The organism is Rhodococcus sp. DMU2021 (assembly GCF_019641445.1).
Lineage (GTDB): Bacteria > Actinomycetota > Actinomycetes > Mycobacteriales > Mycobacteriaceae > Rhodococcus > Rhodococcus pyridinivorans.
Genome location: NZ_JAIFKB010000009.1, coordinates 144,752 through 162,526, shown reverse-complemented (window position 1 = coordinate 162,526; position 17,775 = coordinate 144,752). Strand labels below are relative to the sequence as shown.

The 17,775-nt window shown below is 68.5% G+C and carries 17 protein-coding genes; 5 read left to right on the top strand and 12 right to left on the bottom strand.

What is annotated here, in order from left to right; genetic code table 11:
* Positions 1-15: 15 nt before the first annotated feature.
* Positions 16-1,137 carry a glycosyl hydrolase gene (locus tag K3M35_RS14560; protein ID WP_024102003.1) on the top strand — a complete coding sequence of 374 codons (1,122 nt, stop codon included), beginning with the start codon at positions 16-18 and terminating at the stop codon, positions 1,135-1,137.
* Positions 1,138-1,153: 16 nt separating this feature from the next.
* Here K3M35_RS14560 and K3M35_RS14555 read toward each other — a convergent pair whose 3' ends face one another.
* The 9 genes from K3M35_RS14555 to K3M35_RS14515 form a co-directional block, all read right to left on the bottom strand.
* A complete protein-coding gene (locus tag K3M35_RS14555) occupies positions 1,154-2,353 on the bottom strand; it encodes a MalY/PatB family protein (protein WP_220666590.1) in 1,200 nt (399 codons plus the stop codon).
* Between the two features lie 42 nt (positions 2,354-2,395).
* Entirely contained in the window at positions 2,396-3,043 is a 648-nt protein-coding gene (locus K3M35_RS14550) for a PhoU domain-containing protein (protein WP_006552625.1), read from the bottom strand.
* 73 nt (positions 3,044-3,116) lie between these two features.
* Positions 3,117-3,275 carry a hypothetical protein gene (locus K3M35_RS14545; protein ID WP_019290929.1) on the bottom strand — a complete coding sequence of 53 codons (159 nt, stop codon included), beginning with the start codon at positions 3,273-3,275 and terminating at the stop codon, positions 3,117-3,119.
* Positions 3,276-3,393: 118 nt separating this feature from the next.
* Positions 3,394-4,896, bottom strand: coding sequence for a hypothetical protein (locus K3M35_RS14540; RefSeq protein WP_220666589.1), 1,503 nt, complete (start codon positions 4,894-4,896; stop codon positions 3,394-3,396).
* 92 nt (positions 4,897-4,988) lie between these two features.
* Positions 4,989-5,783 carry a hypothetical protein gene (locus K3M35_RS14535; RefSeq protein ID WP_006552627.1) on the bottom strand — a complete coding sequence of 265 codons (795 nt, stop codon included), beginning with the start codon at positions 5,781-5,783 and terminating at the stop codon, positions 4,989-4,991.
* Between the two features lie 129 nt (positions 5,784-5,912).
* Positions 5,913-6,569, bottom strand: a complete 657-nt coding sequence (locus tag K3M35_RS14530) for a hypothetical protein (RefSeq protein WP_039584983.1) — start codon at positions 6,567-6,569, stop codon at positions 5,913-5,915.
* Between the two features lie 108 nt (positions 6,570-6,677).
* Complete coding sequence (locus tag K3M35_RS14525; RefSeq protein WP_039584985.1) at positions 6,678-7,004, bottom strand: SelT/SelW/SelH family protein; 327 nt, start codon at positions 7,002-7,004, stop codon at positions 6,678-6,680.
* Between the two features lie 218 nt (positions 7,005-7,222).
* A complete protein-coding gene (locus K3M35_RS14520; RefSeq protein WP_019290926.1) occupies positions 7,223-7,384 on the bottom strand; it encodes a hypothetical protein in 162 nt (53 codons plus the stop codon).
* 83 nt (positions 7,385-7,467) lie between these two features.
* On the bottom strand, positions 7,468-8,610 hold the full coding sequence (locus K3M35_RS14515; RefSeq protein ID WP_220666588.1) for a glycosyltransferase family 4 protein: 1,143 nt from the start codon (positions 8,608-8,610) through the stop codon (positions 7,468-7,470).
* 176 nt (positions 8,611-8,786) lie between these two features.
* On the opposite strand from K3M35_RS14515, the gene K3M35_RS14510 reads away from it, so the two are divergent.
* The 4 genes from K3M35_RS14510 to K3M35_RS14495 are packed head-to-tail and all read left to right on the top strand — an operon-like array spanning position 8,787 to position 15,368.
* On the top strand, positions 8,787-10,775 hold the full coding sequence (locus K3M35_RS14510) for a hypothetical protein (RefSeq protein ID WP_308257075.1): 1,989 nt from the start codon (positions 8,787-8,789) through the stop codon (positions 10,773-10,775).
* A gap of 5 nt (positions 10,776-10,780) precedes the next feature.
* Positions 10,781-12,265 (top strand): exosortase/archaeosortase family protein, encoded by a 1,485-nt coding sequence (locus tag K3M35_RS14505; protein WP_259444031.1) that lies wholly within the window; start codon positions 10,781-10,783, stop codon positions 12,263-12,265.
* A complete protein-coding gene (locus K3M35_RS14500) occupies positions 12,250-13,725 on the top strand; it encodes a glycosyltransferase (protein WP_033096294.1) in 1,476 nt (491 codons plus the stop codon). The genes K3M35_RS14505 and K3M35_RS14500 overlap by 16 nt, the downstream gene beginning before the upstream one ends.
* The gene (locus K3M35_RS14495) at positions 13,722-15,368 is read left to right on the top strand and encodes an ABC transporter (RefSeq protein ID WP_220666586.1); all 1,647 of its coding nucleotides are present in this window, start codon (positions 13,722-13,724) and stop codon (positions 15,366-15,368) included. Before K3M35_RS14500 ends, K3M35_RS14495 begins: the two co-directional genes overlap by 4 nt.
* On the opposite strand, the gene K3M35_RS14490 is transcribed toward K3M35_RS14495, so the two are convergent.
* The 3 genes from K3M35_RS14490 to K3M35_RS14480 form a co-directional block, all read right to left on the bottom strand.
* Complete coding sequence (locus K3M35_RS14490; protein WP_006552637.1) at positions 15,360-16,424, bottom strand: mannan endo-1,4-beta-mannosidase; 1,065 nt, start codon at positions 16,422-16,424, stop codon at positions 15,360-15,362. The two genes, K3M35_RS14495 and K3M35_RS14490, sit on opposite strands and share 9 nt — an antisense overlap.
* A gap of 87 nt (positions 16,425-16,511) precedes the next feature.
* On the bottom strand, positions 16,512-17,102 hold the full coding sequence (dcd, locus tag K3M35_RS14485; RefSeq protein WP_016696219.1) for a dCTP deaminase: 591 nt from the start codon (positions 17,100-17,102) through the stop codon (positions 16,512-16,514).
* A 34-nt stretch (positions 17,103-17,136) separates the two neighbouring features.
* Positions 17,137-17,772: a TetR/AcrR family transcriptional regulator gene (locus K3M35_RS14480; RefSeq protein ID WP_006552639.1), complete on the bottom strand. Its 636-nt coding sequence runs from the start codon at positions 17,770-17,772 to the stop codon at positions 17,137-17,139.
* Positions 17,773-17,775 lie beyond the last annotated feature (3 nt).

Below are 17,775 nucleotides of genomic sequence, written 5' to 3'. Positions count from 1 at the left end.
ACATCAGGAGAGTCGATGGGTCGTCTCGCACACGTTGCACTGGCCACAGCCCTCTCGTGCACCCTCGCCGCACTCGCAGCGTGCGCTCCACCGCCCCAACCCCCTCCGCCGACCACCTGCGCGACCGACGACATCGGCATCGCCGCCGGCGCACCGCTGATGTATCTGCCGGACTCCGAACTCGACCGCGAACTCGACACGATCCGGGCGGTCGGCGCCCGGTGGCTGCGCGTGGACATCGACTGGTCGGTGATCGAACCGAACCGCGGACAACAGAACTGGTCGGTGCCCGACCGTGTGGTGGATCGTGCTCGGGCCCGCGGACTCGAGGTGGTCGGCATCGTCGCGTACACCCCGGCCTGGGCGCGCGTCGCGGGCGGCGGCGACACTCACGGATACCCCGCCGACCCGGCAGCCTTCGCCGGTTTCGCCCGGCAGGCGGCACAGCGCTATTCGACCCGCGTGACGCACTGGGAGATCTGGAACGAACCGAACCTGACGAACTTCTTCCGTCCCCGTCCCGACGTCGGCAAGTACGTCGAGTTGCTCGCCGCGGCCGCTCCGGCCGTCAAGTCCGTGCAACCGAATGCCCGGATCCTCAACGGCGGACTCGCACCGGCGGTGGACAACGGTTCCGACATCTCCCCCGTCACCTACGTGCAGCAGCTCTACGCGCGCGGGGCGCACCAGTACTTCGACATCCTCTCCGTCCACCCCTACAGTTATCCGGCACTGCCGTCCGATGTGAGCACGCAGAGCTGGAACACCTTCTACCGCATGCGTCTGATGCGCGACACCATGGTGCAGTACGGCGACGCCGCGACACCGGTGTGGGCCACCGAGTTCGGCGCCCCGACCGGCACCGCCGCGAACGCGGTGAGCACGCAACGGCAGGCCGACATCATCGCCGACGGTATCGCAGAGGCCCGCCGGCTCGGCTGGGTACAGAAGGTTTTCGTCTACTCGATGCGCGACCGCGGGACGAACCAGGCCGACGTCGAGCAGAACTTCGGGCTGCTCTACCAGAACTTCTCGGCCAAACCCTCACGCGCCGTGGTCGCTTCGGCGACCTCCGGATGCGCGGCCGCGAACGACACACTCGAGTCCACGAACACCCCGGCCGACGCGGTGTGGTGACGGGGTGTGCTGACGATCAGGCACCGAGCGCGTCGGTGATCCCGTCGAGGATGCGATCGAGGATCGGCCCCGACGTCGCGAAGTTGATGCGCAGGAAGTTGCGTGCGCCCGACCCGAACCGCACCCCACCGTCGGCGAGGACACGTCCCCGATCGCGGACGGTCGACACCGGATCGTCGATGCCGAGCGGCCCGGTGTTCAACCACGTCAGGTAGGTACCCTGCGGCAGGTGGTGCCGCAGATCCGGAATCCGTTCGCGCAGAACCTCGTCCACCCGTCGACGGTTCCGGTCGAGGACCTGCAGCAGGTCGCGCTGCCATGCACCGCCCTCGCGCCACGCGGCGAGCGTCGCGACCACGCCCGGCACCGAGACCGTCCCGTACAGGTCGAACGGCTCCGCGTCCCGGCGCTTCAACAGGGCCTCGGAGCCGTAGTGCACCACCGCGCACCGCATCCCCGCGAGATTGAACGCCTTGCTGGCGGAGGTGAGAGTCACCGTGCGGGCAGCGCTCTCCGGCCCGAGCGAGGCGAACGGGATATGCCGGTGCGGTTCGTAGATCAGTTCGGCATGGATCTCGTCGCTGACGACGAGCATGTCGAACCGTTCGGCGAGATCGGCGATCCGCTCGAGTTCCTCACGCGTAAGCACCCGTCCGGTGGGGTTGTGCGGGTTGACGAGCACCAGCACCCGCGGACGACGACGCGCCGCCAACGGCTCGAACACATCGAAGTCGAGCACCCACCCGTCGCCCCGGTCGACGAACGGAAAGTCGATCTGCTGCAGACCCATCCGTCGCACTGACGCGAGGAACGGCGGGTAGTTCGGTGTCTGGATCGCCACCGCATCGCCGCGCGTGGTGCTCAGGTGCAACACGAGCTGCAACGCCTGGATGAGATCCGTCTGCTCGCGCACGGCTCCGGGATCGGGTTCCCATCCGTAGCGCGTTCGCATGCGCTGTGCGAACTCCTCGCGCAGCGGCGTCCCGTGGGACCAGTCGGGATAGCCGAGATCGCTACGGTCGACCAGCTCGTGCAGCGCACGCGCGATCGGCGGTGCGACCGGGAAGTCCATGTCGGCAACCCAGGCGGGGGCCAGCCCGTCGGCGGCCGCCCGTGCCCACTTGGCACCGGACCGCACCGACAGAGCATCGAAGTCGAGGTCGTCGAACCCGGGCACCCCAGGACCGCCGACCGAGAGGCGCTCGTCGCGGGTCATGGTGAGAGAATCGCACGGTTCGCGGCAGTGCGCGCGGCGAAGTCAGGCAGCTGGTCGTTGGCCCGTGACGAAGAAGATCAACCGATCGGCGACGTCGACGGCCTGGTCGCCGAACCGCCCGTAGAAACGCGCGAGGAGTGCGGTGTCGACCGCGGTCCGGATGTCGCCGTCCCATTCGGGGCTCTCGAGCAGGGCGAGCAGTCGCGAGTGCACCGCATCGAGTTCGGTCTCGATGGCGTGTGTGCCCTTGATCGTCTCGAGGTCGAAGTCGGTGAACGCGTCGCGCAGGATCGCGACGATCTGCGCGGCGAGTTCGGCCATCCGGCGAAGATCGTCGCGCAGGAGGTCGTACACCAGCGACTCGGGATGGCGACGCCGTACGACCCGCGCGATGTGCAGGCTCAGTTCGCCCATCCTGGTGAGATCGCCCGTGATACGAACCGCGGAGAAGACCAACCGCAGGTCGGCGGCCACGGGACCCTGCAGGGCGAGGATCCGCACCGCTCGCTCGGCACAGTCGGTGTCGAGTTCGGCGATCCGTGCATCGAGGTCGAGGGCGGCCTGGGCTGCGTCGAGATCGGTGTCGAACAGGGCGCGAGTGGCCAGGTCGAGCCCTTCGGCTGCGACCGCGGCGAGCTCACCGAGACGTTCGACCAGGTCGTCGAGCTGTCCTCGGAACAACTCCCTCATGTCTCGCTCCCTCCGTCGCCCGGTTCACGGCACGTGTACCCGGCTGGTCCTCTGTGCAGTCCTGGAGATGAGCCTAACGGCGCGCGTCGACGACACTCTCGGTGGCGACGTCCTCGGAGGGCGATGCGGAGCCCGCACCGTCTTCCATGCGGGCGAGATGAGCCTTGATCCATTCGGTGCTTCCCGGCGTCGCGGTGCTGTGCTGCGGTGTGCCGGCAATGCAGATAGACAAATCATTTTCCTCGTCGTGACGCCGATGTGCTCGGCTGCGCAGGCCAAACCCATCCCCTGGAGTGACCGCCATCACTATAGCCTGTCGGCGCGAAGCTTCAACTCGGGCGGGAACACGGTCAGTAGCGCGACGTCTCCCGAGATTCGCCGTAACCGTTCTGCTCGGGATGAGCGTGCCCGTCCCGGTAGCTCTGTTGGTCGGCGTATCCGTAGTCGTGCCCCTCGTCGTAGCGGTACTGCCGGTAGGCCGAATCCTGGGGCGGGACGAACAGCGACTCGGGTTGCGACGGCACCGGCTGCGGAGCCCGGTGACGGTCGTCGGGCACTGGTCGCGGTGCAGGCGCCGCAGGTGCAGGTGCGGGCTGAGGTGCGGCGGCCGGGACGGGAGCCGGGGGCTCGGGAGCCGCCTCCACGGCCGTTTCGCGGCGCCGGGCCGGAAGCACGGGCACCAACTCGCGTCCTGCACCGAGCAGGACGAGACGCGTGGGCACCTCGATCTCGGCCAGGGCACGCAGTGTGTCCTCCGCCTGCGCTCGCTCCTCGGCCCCGGCCTGCAGCACGATCACGGCGAGCGCGAGCCCCTCGGTCTTCGCGCGGGTCCACCACTGTTCCCCGACTCCGCAGCACACGATCCGGTCGCGGGCATCGCCGAAGGCGTCGGTCTCGACGGTCACGCCCTCGCCGGTGAGGAGGAGGATGTGGTCGCCGAGCGAAGCGCGCTGTCCGAGCATGACGATCGTGTCGAGAGGAAGCGTCTCCCGATCGTCGCGCTCGATCTGCACAGCTGCCCGGTGGCGACGCGCGACCCGCCGGGCCCAGGCCGGGCTGTTCGACGCTCCGAAGCGTCCGTTCAGCGCGACCAGCAACTCGGCGACGAGGACGAACACGGCGAGAAAGGTGACCGCGGCCTCGGCGCGCGGCATCGGGGACACCTTCGTCCCGGTACCGGCGGGCATCGACAGCACCTGGAGGTATTCGAGGCTCGCGCCCGAGCGTGCCTGCCGGAGCTGCTCGAGCCGCGCATCGAGTTCGGCCTGCACCACCGGATCGGCTACGCCCTCCTCGTCGGTGGCGATACTCGCGGCGAGGTCGGCACGCAGACCGGCGACGACCGCGTCCAGCTCGGCGATGCGCGCGTCGAGGGCGACGCGATTGCGTTCGGTCTGCGCGCGGTCGAGCTGCGTGACGACCGTCTGCGCGAGCCGGTCGGCGTCGGCCTGCGAGTCGTCGCGGGCGGTCACGGTGAGCAGGGTGGGCGACGAGCCGTAGCCGACGTCGATCCTCGACGGCAGCTTCGCGGGGTCCTCGTTCGTCTCGGCTGCGATCGCGGCCACGACCGCCGAGTCCTGCGACAGCGCGACATAGGGAGCGATGAGCTGCCCGAGGGTCACGTCGTTGCCGGACACGGATGCCGACGAGCGGATCTCCGCGACGAGCGACGACTCGTACACCCCGGGGCCGCTGTCACGGACGAAGAAGACCGCGACCGCGGCGAGCGCGGCGACGAGTGCGGCGGGCACGGCCACGCGAGCGAGATCGCGGGCATGCCCCACAAGATCGACGGTGGGAGGAACACCGAGCTCACGACGCAGTTCGGCGTCGCGGATGCTTCGTTCGGACACGATGCACAGGCCTTTCGCTGTCGCCCCGGGGAGTGGGCACGTCGCCAGTGTGTCGCGACGAATCGGGCAAATGTTACCGACCCGAACGTCCGTCAGCTGCCGAGCAGCCAGCGCGGACGGGACCACATCTGCCAGGTCTCGGCGACGCGCGCTCCGGCCGCGAGATAGAGCGGGGTGACACGCGGCCTGGTGAGTCCGCACATCGCGACCGGGCCGCGCTGCGTGTGGGTGTGGGCGGCGCCGGCCCGGATCAGCCGGTTCGCGTATCCGCGACGTTGCCGGCCGGTGCGGGTGCCGAGCGACCACACCGTCCGGATCGGTCCGCTGTCGACGAGCAGGGTGCAGGACTGCAGAGCTGCAGCCCCGTCGTCCGCATCCGCGTCGTCGAAGATCCCGATCACCTCGACGCCGGTGGTGCGGGCGACGACGTCGGCGTAGGCGACCGCGGCGGTCCCCGGGGCGATCCCGAAGGTCGCGGCGGCGAGTTCGCGGGCATGCACCATGTCGTCCTCGCCGAGAACCCGGAGGCCCGGATCGATCGGAGCGTCGTGGGCGACGAGGTAGGTCAGGTCCAGCGAACCTGCACACACCCAGCCGTGGTCGGCGAGAACCTGGGCGGCGCCGAGGCCGTCCCCGGCGAGCAGGACGATCGACGGGTGACCGGCCTCCGTCAGCGTCTCGTAGACATGCTGGGCGTGAGCGGTCACGTCGCCGCCGTGGACGAGCGCGAGGTTGTAGTCGGGGTCGGGGGCTGCGGTGATGCCGATCCACCAGCCGTCACCCTCGGACCAGTGGCCCCCGGACGTCAGCGGCCGCATGCTCGCGCCGTACGCACGTCGCAGTTGCAGCGACGATGCGAGAACCGTCGCGATCGAGGCGGCGTCCACCCCTTCTCCTTCCACTGCCACAGAAATCGACCCCGGATCACATCTACAGGGTCGGCACGAAAACGGCATCGGCGGCACCCGATGGGTGCCGCCGATGCCGTCACGTGTGGATCGGAGTGTGGACTCCGATCAGAGGTAGGCGCCGATCAAGTCGCGCAGGAACTTGATCGCGAACTGGAGCGGGTCGACCGGCTCCGGCTGCGACTGGGGGGCCGGCGGAACATTGTCGGCCTGGGGCGCGGCCTCGCCCTGCGGTGCGGGCGCGGACTCGGCCTGCGGCGCGGACTGTGCCTGCGGAGCCGACTCGCCCTGCGGTGCGGACTCGCCGCCGCCGACCGTGACGGAGATACCACCGGTGAAGGGGCGACCGGACGCGTCGAAGATGTTCTCGTACTGCGCACCCGAGGCGTCCTGGCAGCCCCAGAAGACGTTGTAGGTGCCGTCGGTGATCGACTCCGGGCCGGCCTGCGAGGGTGCGCCGTCCTTGATGTACAGCGCGCTCGAGGTGCTCGTGTTGGTCACCGAGAAGCTCGTGCCGGCGGGCTGCGCGTCGATGCGACCCGACGGATCGGCCGTGTCGACGGTGCCCGGCTTCAGGACGTAGGTGACGCAGGTGACGCCGCGGTCGACGTCGGCGCGCGTCAGATCGAAGTCGACGACGATGGCGCCGTTCTCCGCCTTCGCCGAGACGCTCGGACCCGCAGCGGACGAGACGCCCGGAACGACCAGTGCCAGCAGTGCGGCACCGGAGGCCGCGACTGCAGCCTTCTTCGCAACAGAATTCATCGATTTTCCTCCCCGTATTTCGATGTCGGCGACCACTTTCGTGAGCGGCACGCCGTCGACCGTGCCCGACGCGCGTAGAACGCGGGCACATATACGAGAACGTTACCGCTAGATGTCGTTGCTGTCGCGACGAGGTGGGGCATCGGCCCGGGCGGCCCGATCCACATGCCCGAGATCACGATCCGGCTCCACGAGATCACGCACTCGCTGCTCGAGCACGACGATCTCGGGAAAGCCCTTGTCCTCCTTGCGGTCCCACACGACCGTGTCGTCGACAACGATGCGGAACACTCCCCCCGTCCCGGGAACGAGCGCGACCTCGCCGAGAGCGGTACCGAAGGTGTTCAGCATTTCCTGCGCCATCCATCCGGCGCGCAGCAGCCACTTGCACTGCGTGCAAAAGGTGACCGCGACGCGGGGAGCCTGCTCGGTCATGAGCGACAGGATATCTCCGCCGGAAACAGGCCCGGGAATAGGTGAAGCCCCGGCAATCGTGGTGGTGGATCGGCCGGGGCTTCTGCACGGACCGGCGATGGGGGGTAGCCGACCCGTGCGGCCGTCCTCACATGGGGGGACAGGAGGACGACGCGGAACCGAGTCTAGACACGAGAAATTGTTACTCGCGAGTATCGCGCAGGCGGACGTCCGGCGTGTCAGGAAGCGACGGGAGGATTCGCAGGATCGCGCTGCTCCCGCTGCATCTCGACGAGCTGTTCCTCCCTCTCGGAGACGAACAGGAACCGACCGACCGCGAGCGCGCCGAGAGCCGAGAGGCCCAGCCACGCCGCCAGCGCCGATGCGATCCACACCCACATGGCTCACAGTGTGCGCGAATCCGCCGGGAACACCAAACATCGGCGATCACAACATGGTTGCAAAAGCAATACTCGAGGCCGCCTCACGATGTGACGCCCGTCGCCCACAAGGCGTTCACCATGGCCGGCAACGTGACTTCGATGTCGTGGCGCTCCTCCACCCGGCGACGCGCGGTGACGGCAATGTCGTTCCGCAGGTCGGGAGCGGACATCAGTCGCCGCAACGCCTCTGCCAGAGCCTTCGCATCGCCGGGCGGAACGAGCAGTCCCGCGCCGTCGGCCAGATGCTCAGCGGTCCCTCCGTGATCGGTGCCGACGACGGGCACACCGTGCGCCATCGCCTCCAGTGCGACCAGCGGCCCCGCCTCCGGCGAGGTGCTCGCGGAGACCATCACGTCCCACACCGCGAAGACCTCGGCGGGATCGACCCGACCCAGGAACGACACTCGTCCGCGCAGGTCGGGGGCGTGTGCGCGACGCCGCAGTTCGTCGAGGAAGGCTTCGTCGCCGGGGAACGGTTCCCCCGCCACATCGAGACGGATCCCGGGCACCTCGGCCACCGCCTCGAGAAGGACACGGTGCCCCTTCCATTCCGTCACCGACGCGAGGATGCCCACCCGCACGGTCGAGGCATCGGGAGTCGAGTCCTCGGGAGTCGAGGCATCGGGAGATGTCGACCGGGACGGAACAGGCGGGATCGGGACGCCGTGCGGTGCGACGACCACCGGATATCCGCATTCACGGACCGGCACGGCCGAGGCCCGCGAGACGGCGACCGCTCCACCCACGGCACCCCTGCCCATCCGGGCGACGATGCGCTGCTTACGGGAGGACAGAGTGTCGTGCACCAGCCACCCGGTACGTTCACGGTGGGACGTGCCGAGCACGGCGAGCCGCAGGGACGGCAATGCGAACAACGAGTTGCACACGACCCGCGGCCGCTCCGCGGCGAGCACGCGACGGAGCCTGCGCGCTCCCACCAGCCACCGCACCGGAAGACCCGCCAGGCCCGCGATCCGCCCGACTCCCCTCTGACCCCACATGCCCAGCCGGGGCAACCGGACACGGACGCATCCGGCCGGGAGGGCTTCGGCGAGCGGCCCGTCAGGGCACGCCACCACGACCCGACGCCCCTGCGCGAGAGCGACGTCGACGAGCATCAACATGACCTTCTCGGCACCCGACCGCTCACCGGTGTGCGCGACGAACAACAGCGGATCGCTCACGGCGCCGCAACCGTCCGATCCCTCGCTGCTTCCGCCACGGGGCCTCCTGATTCGTCCGATTCGAGTCGTCGGCTGAAATCGAGGCCGGCCGTCGTTCCGTTACAACAGCGCAACGTCACACCGAATTGTCGCCGCGTCTGCAATATTCTCGTGATCGGACGCAATACGCTGCTCGAGTGACATCGCCCAGAACCGGTCGCCGTTCCCGTCGCACCCTCGTGCTGGCTCTTGCCGCCTCGATGACGTTGTGCGCGAACCCGCTTACCGCTGCAGCGCAGGATCTCGAACCGACGGAACCGACTCCTCCGGGCGAGGTCGCATTCCCGACCCGCAAGCTCGGGCTCGGGCCGAACATCGAATTCCGTGGCAATTCCGATGTCGTCACACTTGCATTTCCTGTCCCGGCCGGAAATACTCCCGCCTTCCTGGACACCACCGCCGAACTGCCCACGAATGTCGCGCGCGGATGGATCGACGTCGTCTCGGACGGGCGCCTGCTCACCCGCGTGGAACTGCCGCCCGGTGGCGCCATCGTGCCCCTGTCGATTCCGCTCGCCGGGGCGAAGGTGGAGAACGGCGCCGCGGTAGTCTCGCTCGATCTGCACCTGGTCGCCGTCGACAACATCTGCCCCGACGACTGGACGCTGGGTTCGGTACGTCTGCGCGACGGTCTGGTCCGGTACGCGGGCACACCCGCGGCGCCGCAAGCGGTCGCCGACTACCTCCCGCCGGTCCTCGATCGCCTCGAGTTGTATCTGGCCGAGGACCCCACGGACGCCGAAGCGGGCGTCGCCCTCGACCTCGCAGCGACCGTGAGCGCCCGGTATCCCGGGCGGCAGGTGCCCGTGGACGTACGTGAACTCCCGGCGAACGGCCTACCCCCCGCAGCCGACACCCCGCTCGTCCGGCAGATCGTCGTCAGCGAGGGCGACCAGACGGGTGCGGAGGTCGTGCCGGTGCCCGACGGGCCGCCCGCCCTGTACGTCCGAGGCGACGCCCAGACCCTCCTCGACCAGGTAGGCCTGGTGAACAGCATCCTGTCCGGTCTTGCCGTCGGTTCCGACGTCGCCGTCGGCACCTTCGACGTCCCGCCCATCCTCGCTCCGGACTCGACCACCCTGTACGACCTACGAGTGTCCGACCTCGAGACGAGCGGTCTCGGCCTCGCCGACGTACACCTCTTCCTCGACCAGACCGAATTCGGGCGGCCGGTGCGCGATGTGCGCATCGACCTGCAGGGCACCTACACCCCGCTCCCCGCCACCCAGGGCGGGTCGATCACCGTCTCCGTCGGCGACATCATGCTCGATTCGTGGGCCGCCGACGCGAGCGGCGTCATCGACCGTGTCGTCACGGTTCCGAACTCGGCCCTCGGGCGGCTCACCGACATCAGTGTCGAACTCCGCACCACCGGCGCGCAGCAGCAGTGCGGTCTGCAGCAACCCGTCACCCTGCGCATCGACGGCGACAGTCGTGTCTTCAGCACCCTCGCGGATCCGCCGCTGCCCGTCGGCTTCCCGTCGCTGCCCCAGACGCTGATGCCGAAGGTCGACGTCGCCACCTCCGATCGCAGCCTCGTCGACGTCGCCCGTGCCGTCGAGCTCGTCGCCGGGCTCCAGTCGCTCACCAGCCGTCCGCTCGACCCCGAATGGGTGACGATCGACGAAGCGCTCGCCTCGTCGGGACCGGCAGTGATCGTAGCCGCGAACGGTCTCCTGCCCGAAGATCTGCAGTCGCAGCTGCCGCTCGTCCGCACCGAGGACCGCCGGTTCGAGGTCCGCAACGCCGACGGCGAGAGCACCAGCCTCACTTTCGGCACCGAGGTGGACTTCGCCTCGTTGCAGGTCGTGCGGGACGACGGACGCACCGTGCTGGTCGCCACGTCGACCGGTGCTCCCGAGGAACTCGATCGGACGCTCGACTGGCTCGCCGCCGAGCCCGGTCGCTGGTTCGAACTCGAGGGCAGCGTGCTGTTCACCGCGCCCGACCGCGAACCGATCACCCTCATCGATCCCCGCACCCGGGACGACGTCGACGCGGCGTCGTCGGAATCGGACAGCACGGTGACCGCAGTGGTCGTCGCGGGGGTCGTCCTGCTCGTCGTCGGTGCGGCGGGCGCCGCGGTGTGGTCGCTCACCCGTCGGCGCCGTCCGCAGTCGCGGTGAACACGATGACCACGACAACCGAGCATCCGTCGTTCATCGAGCGGTTCTTCACGAACGCGATGCTGCACACCACCAATCGGTGGATCGCGATAGTCGCCGCAACCCTGATCGGCTTCCACTCCACCTGGCTGCAGCTGCTCGACGAGATCCGCACCGGCACCACGGGTGGTTACGTCCTCATCGTGCCGCCTCTCGTCGCGATCGTTGCGATCGGCATCACGCGGCAGCGGAAGAACGAACTGCCGATCCACGACCGGCAGACCGACATCATCACGTCGGTGCTCCTGCTGCTGATCGCGCTCGCGATCAAGGGGCTGCTGATGCCGCGCTACGCGACGAACTATCAGGTGATGCACCTCGACGTGCTCGCCGCGTGGGTGTTCGTGTGCGGGGCGTGCGTCGCGATGTTCGGCCTGCGCGTGACCGCGGCGTACTGGCAGGCGTGGGCGATGCTCTTCCTGAGCTCGCCCGTGCTCTACCGGATCGTGCTCGTCGAGGCCGGGGGCACGAAGCTCGCGGCGGGACAGGTCACGCTCGTGCTCGCCGCCACGGCTGTCGGACTCGCGACGCGGCGCACCCGGGCCCGCGGATTCTTCTACGGCTCCGCAACATTCGTGACCGGTCTGGTGGTGCTCGTCCTGGTCGATCAGCGGTGGCCGGACGCACCCATCGCCGTGTCGCAGTACGTGCCGGCGGTGGTCGCGACGGTGGTCGTCGGGGCCGGTGCCTATCTGTGGACCTACCGCGGGCTCGCGCCACGCACGCTGCCACCGAATCCGGTGTCGGTTCCCCAGGCCGTGCGCGGAGCGATGTGCGTCGCGGTGGCCACCCTGCTCGCCGCACTCCTGCCGCTTCCCGACCAGCGCCTGACGCCGGTCTCGGTCGGGCCCCCTTACTCGGGCACCGCCACCCAGATCGTCCCATCCGCATGGGTGCAGTTGTCGTCCGTCGACTACGACTGGCCCCGCGCATACTTCCGTCAGGGATCGGTGCTGCGCCGGCAGATGCTCCGGGCGGAGGAACCGAACCCGGAGTGGGATCGGCTGCTGCGTCCCCGCACCGTCGCCGTGCAGACCCTGCAGGTGCGTCGTGTCGGTTCGTTCGCGGTGTACCCCACCGAATCGATGTACGCACTGGGCAAATCACGGGTGAGCCCGAAGGAATATGTCGATCTGGGTCGCGGCGTCACCGCCGAGTACTTCACCGTCGTCGACGACAACTTGCTCCTGACGTGGAGCCTGCTCAGCTTCGTGTGGACCCGCAGCGACACCGTCGCCCAGCGGGTGAGCCTGCTGACGGTGGACAACCACGAACTCGATGCGCCGTTCCCGCAGCCCGAGCCGAACACGGTCACCAATGCGCGCACGTTGATGCGAGTGTTGTTGCGCGGGAACGGCACCGTCGAGGACACCGATCCCGAGTACAAGGACCGTTCCATGCTCATCGAGGTGGGTCGCGAACTCGTGGAGGCGCAATGGCAGGGCGAGTGAACGTCGGCTCGGGACACGATGTTCCGCCCGAAGACACCGTCGAGTTCGACGCCTACCGGACCGCGGCCCTGCACGAAGCGGTGCACGGACTGCGCGAACGCAGCCCCGTCTCGTCGGCGTCGGTCGCGTTCGTGCCGTGGCAGAAATACCTCGGATTCGCACTCGCGGGGGCCTTCGTGCTCGCGCTCGTCGTGGCGACGAAACCGACCCTGATCGTCTTCACCGTGCTGTGCACCTTCGGGTACATCGCGACCCTCGCCGACCGGCTGCTGCTGTTCACCCGCGGCATGGCACGCGACGCGCAGTTCATCGTCGACGACGAGGAAGCTCTCGCCCTCACCGACGACCAGTTGCCGCCGTACACGGTGCTCGTCCCCGCTTACAACGAACCCGAGGTGGTGGGCGATCTGCTCGCCGCGATGGCCGCGCTCGATTATCCGGCCGACAAGCTCCAGGTGTTGTTGCTGCTCGAGGAGGACGACACCGTCACGATCGAGGCCGCGGAGAAGGCCGGGCTCGGCGAGAGCGTCGAGATCCTGCTCGTCCCGGCCGCCGACCCACGGACGAAACCGAAGGCGTGCAATTACGGACTGCACTTCACGACGGGCGAGATCGTGACGATCTTCGACGCCGAGGACCTCCCCGAGCCCTTGCAGTTGCGCCGGGTGGTCGTCGTCTTCGACCGTCTCGGCGACGACGTGGCATGTGTACAGGCGAAGCTGGCTTTCCACAACGGAACCCAGAATCTGCTGACCGGCTGGTTCACCGCCGACTACGCGCTGTGGTTCAACTTCATCCTGCCCGGACTGATGAAGTCGCACTCGCCGATCCCGCTCGGCGGGACGTCGAACCATATCCGCCGATCGGTGTTCGACGAGATCGGTGCGTGGGATCCGTACAACGTCACCGAGGACGCCGATCTCGGTGTCCGGATCGCCGAATCCGGCTACTCCACTGCGGTTCTCGACTCGACCACGCTGGAGGAGGCGAACAGCGATCCGATCAACTGGGTGCGGCAGCGATCCCGGTGGTACAAGGGCTATCTGCAGACCTGGCTGGTCCACATGCGCCGGCCCGTCCGGTTGTGGCGGGTGATCGGCACCGCGGGGATGCTGCGTTTCACGACCCTGCTCGCGGGCACGCCGATCATCGCGTGCCTGAACATGGTGTTCTGGATGACAACGCTCGCGTGGCTGCTCGGCCAGGCGGAACTGATCGAGGAGATCTTCCCCTGGTACGCCTACTTCCCCGCGCTGATCTCGCTCGTGTTCGGCAACGTCGCCGTGATGTACATGAACTTCGTGGCGTGCCGCGAGACGGGCCACTCGAACCTGTGGTGGCCGTGCCTGACCGTGCCGTTCTACTGGGTCCTCATGTCGATCGCGGCGATCAAAGGCACCTATCAGCTCATCCGTAATCCTTCCTACTGGGAGAAGACCTTCCACGGGTTGTCGTCGTGAGGACCCGCAGCACGTGGGTGTTCTGGACCGCCTGCCTGATCTATCTGGTGGTAGGACTGTGGCTCGCGCTGGACGTGCAGTACTACCAGGGTGATTCGCTCAGCCGTGTCAGCGCTGCGCGGTCGGTGCTGCTCAGCCGCGACCCGCACCTCGCCGCCATCGGTTTCGTGTTCACACCCCTCACCGCGCTCGTCCAGGTGCCCCTCACAGGACTGTCGGCGTGGTTCCCGGGACTGTCGGCCTATGCGGTGACGGCCGTGCTCATGTCGGCGCCGTTCATGGCCGGCGCGGCGGTGCAGATCCACCGCGTCGCGTGCGATCGCGGCTGCACGCCGTGGTTCGTGTGGACGGTGACGGCGGTGTTCGCCCTGAACCCGATGATCGTCTACTACGGCGCGAACGGGATGAGCGAGGCGCCGTTCCTGTTCGCCTTGTGCTGGGCCGCGCGTCGCCTGATCCGCTGGTGCAGCACCGACGACATCCACGACCTGGCGCTGGCCGGAATCGCCCTGGCACTGGCGTATCTCGCGCGGTACGACGCGCTGGCCGTCGGCGGGGCGGTGACGGTCTTCGTCGCACTGCTCGTCCGGTACCGATCGCGACGGTACGCTCCCGGCTCGGGATGGCAGCCGGCGATCATGGACGCGATCCTCGTCGCCGCTCCCCTCGCTCTGGCCTTCGTCGCGTTCGTCGTGACGAGCTGGCTCGTCACCGGTGAATGGCTCGCGCAGTTCACCTCGGCCTACGGCAACGCCGCCATCCTCGAGCAGAGCGGTGGCGGGTCGTCGGGCGGGCTCGGTGCGATCGCCTTCTCGCTCGCCGAGACCGTCGTGCTCGGGCCGGCGCTTCCGCTGCTGATCCCGGTCGTGGCGGTGCTCGCATGGCGACGACGCGATCTCGAACCGCTCGTGCCGTTCGTCGTCTTCGGCGCGGTCCTGGGCTTCGCGGCCCTGTCCTATGCACGCGGAATGACCTTCCCGTTCCTGCGCTTCTACATTTGCGCGATCCCGCTGCTCGCGGTGTGGGTCGTACAACTGGCTCCGCGACGTGGACTGCTCACGGCACGACGCCCCGGGCCGCATGCCGTTCCGAGGACGGAGGACCCCAGCGGCGCAGCACCCTTGGGTGCGGTGCTCCTGGTGTGCAGCCTGCCCGTCACGTTCGTCGCGATGGGCTCGCCCACCCTGTCGCAGGAACAGCACGCGCTGCACACGGTCCTGTTCCCGGACGACAACGATCCGTCCGAGGTGCGTGAGAAGCAGCGACAGGTGATCGCGGCATTCTCCACGGAACGACGCATCGCCGAATACCTCGACGCGATGGACCTACCGCCGGGCTCGGTGCTGATGGACACGGTCTACGGGTTCGCGATCTTCTCGGCCACCGAACGCCCCGAGACGTTCGTCATCCCTTCGGACTCCGACTTCACGGCCGTGCTCAACCGCCCTTCCGCCTCCGGGGTCGAGTACATCCTGACCGTCCCCAACGAGGGCCGCGGAACATCGGACGCCGTCAACCGCCGCTACCCCACCATCTACGAGACCGGCAGCGACATCGCGGTACTCGAACTCGAAATCCCCAACGACGGTGCCGACCAACCAGATTGGCGACTCTTCCGGGTACTCGACCGGACGTCACCCTGAGCCGTGGTGACGCCGTAGGACGTAGTGGACCGGGTCGTCCGGGCCGATGTCGTAGGTGCACTCGTCCGGTCGCGGGTCGGGGACGAACGACCACATCAGTGCGCCGTCGGCCCCGAGATCGCGGTACCGCGTGAGCGTGCGGTCGACGATATCGGCACGTTCGCTCACCGCGCGGCACGAACCGGCCCGGACACCGAGTTCGGCGACGAGCATCGGCTTCGACAATCCGTCGAGCCGCCGTTCGAGGAACTGTGCGTCGTCGTAGTCGTGGTACTGCACCACGTCGAGCTGCTCGGCGTCGGTGACGGTCGCGAAATCGTCGCCGGCGGAACCGCACTGGTCGCCTCCGATGGTGCCGACGGTGACGAGCCGGTCGGGGTCGTGCTCGCGGACTATGCCGGCTGCTTCGTCGATCCAGTTGCGGAGCAGCCGAGCACCGCCGGGCAAGCACTCGCGTCGTTCGAGGGCGCACTCGTCGTCGGTGCAGGTCGCGGTCTCGGGTTCGCCGATCAGCTCCCACATCGCGACCGCCGGTGACGAACCCCACCGTTCGACGGCGGTCGCGACCCAGTCGTCGTAGGCGAGCACATGACCCGGCAGCGGGTCGTGCCAAGCGGCGTCGTACCAGTCCGCCTGCTTGTATCCACCCGCGTCGCAATCACTGTCCTGCGGGGCGAGCACCGGGATCAGGTACACCCTGTGCCGCTCGGCGGCGTCGAAGACGGCATCGAGCGCCGTGAAGTCGAGCGTGCCGCCGATCCGGTGGACAGCGTGGGACTGGAAGGCGTCGAAACGCACGATCGAACGCGGCGCCAGCGTGCCGAAGAAGTCGTCGAGGTCCACCTCGGCACCGCATCCGTGGTTGACCTCCCAGCGGGTACCGAGCTGGTATGCGTTGAGTCCGGCGGGCCACCACGTCCGGCCGTCGAGGACGAGCCGGTCACCGTCGGCACGCACTACCGGGAGATCCTCGGGAGGCGAGGGGCGCGACGAGGTGTCCTGCGCGCAGGCCGCGAGCAGGAGCAGCAGTGTGGTGGCGACCGCAGCGACGCGCACATGCAGAGATTAACCCGGGCGAGAGGGCGCCCGACCCGCACGGACGAGATTCACCCCGGGGTTCGTCTGCGACGTGCGCAGGACGAACTAGCTCGGACGCGCGTCGGGATGCTTGTGCACGAAGTTCAGGTACGCCTTCGACGGCGTAGGCCCGCGCTGGCCCTGGTACTTGGACCCGACCTTCGCGCTGCCGTACGGGTGCTCGGCGGGGCTCGTCAGCCGGAACAGGCACAGCTGACCGATCTTCATGCCCGGCCACAGCGTGATCGGCAGGTTAGCGACATTGGACAGCTCGAGGGTGATGTGCCCGTCGAAACCCGGGTCGATGAACCCGGCCGTCGAGTGCGTGAGCAGACCGAGCCGGCCCAGCGACGACTTGCCTTCGAGGCGACCGGCGAGGTCGGCCGGCAGGGTGCACCGCTCCATCGTCGACCCGAGCACGAACTCGCCGGGGTGCAGCACGAACGGCTCACCCTCGGGAACCTGCACCAGCGACGTCAGTTCGTCCTGCTGCTTCGCCGGGTCGATGTGCGTGTAACGCGTGTTGTTGAAGACGCGGAACAGGCTGTCGAGTTTGACGTCGACACTCGAGGGCTGCACCAGCTCCGGATCGAACGGGTCGATGCCCAGATGCCCGGAGGCGATCTGGGCGCGGATGTCGCGATCGGAGAGCAGCACGCGTAGAGGTTAACAATCGCGCGGCCGCGGGGTTCTACGTGGCCGAGTCGCGTCGCAATTGGGCCGACATCGTGATCAGCAGTTCGGTGCACTCCTCGACGACGTCGTCGTGGCTCAGCGGCACGGTGCCGTCGAGCCAGGCCGTCAGCGCCTGGGCGAGTCCGCCGACGACGTAGTGCGCCGCCAGGTCGAGCCGGGGGCTCGGGGTGATGGCGTAGATGTTCTCGGCCTGGGCGGTGACCAGCCCGGCGAACATGCGGGTCGAGTCGAGGCGCCGCTTCGCGAGCTGCGTGTTGGCCTGGCTGACGGAGAACAGCATGCGGCCGAGCCGCGGGTCCTCGTCGATCTCGCGGACGATGTTCTCGACGCAGGCCCGCACGATCGCGCGGTCGTCGTCGGCCGGTGCCGAGGCCACGGCGGCGAGCGTGCTCTCGGCGATGCGCTGGACGACGTGGTCGTAGACGGCACCGGTGAGCTCGTCGCGGTCGGCGAAGCTCTCGTAGAAGTAGCGCGAGGCCAGACTTGCGCGCTTGCAGACACCGCGCACCGACAGGGTGGCTTCGCCGTCGGCAGCTCCGAGGAGATCGAGACCGGCCTCGATCAGCTGCGCTCGCCGATCGGCCTGTCGTTCCTCGCCTGCGCGTCCACCGTAGAGCCGTCCAGTTGCCATGCC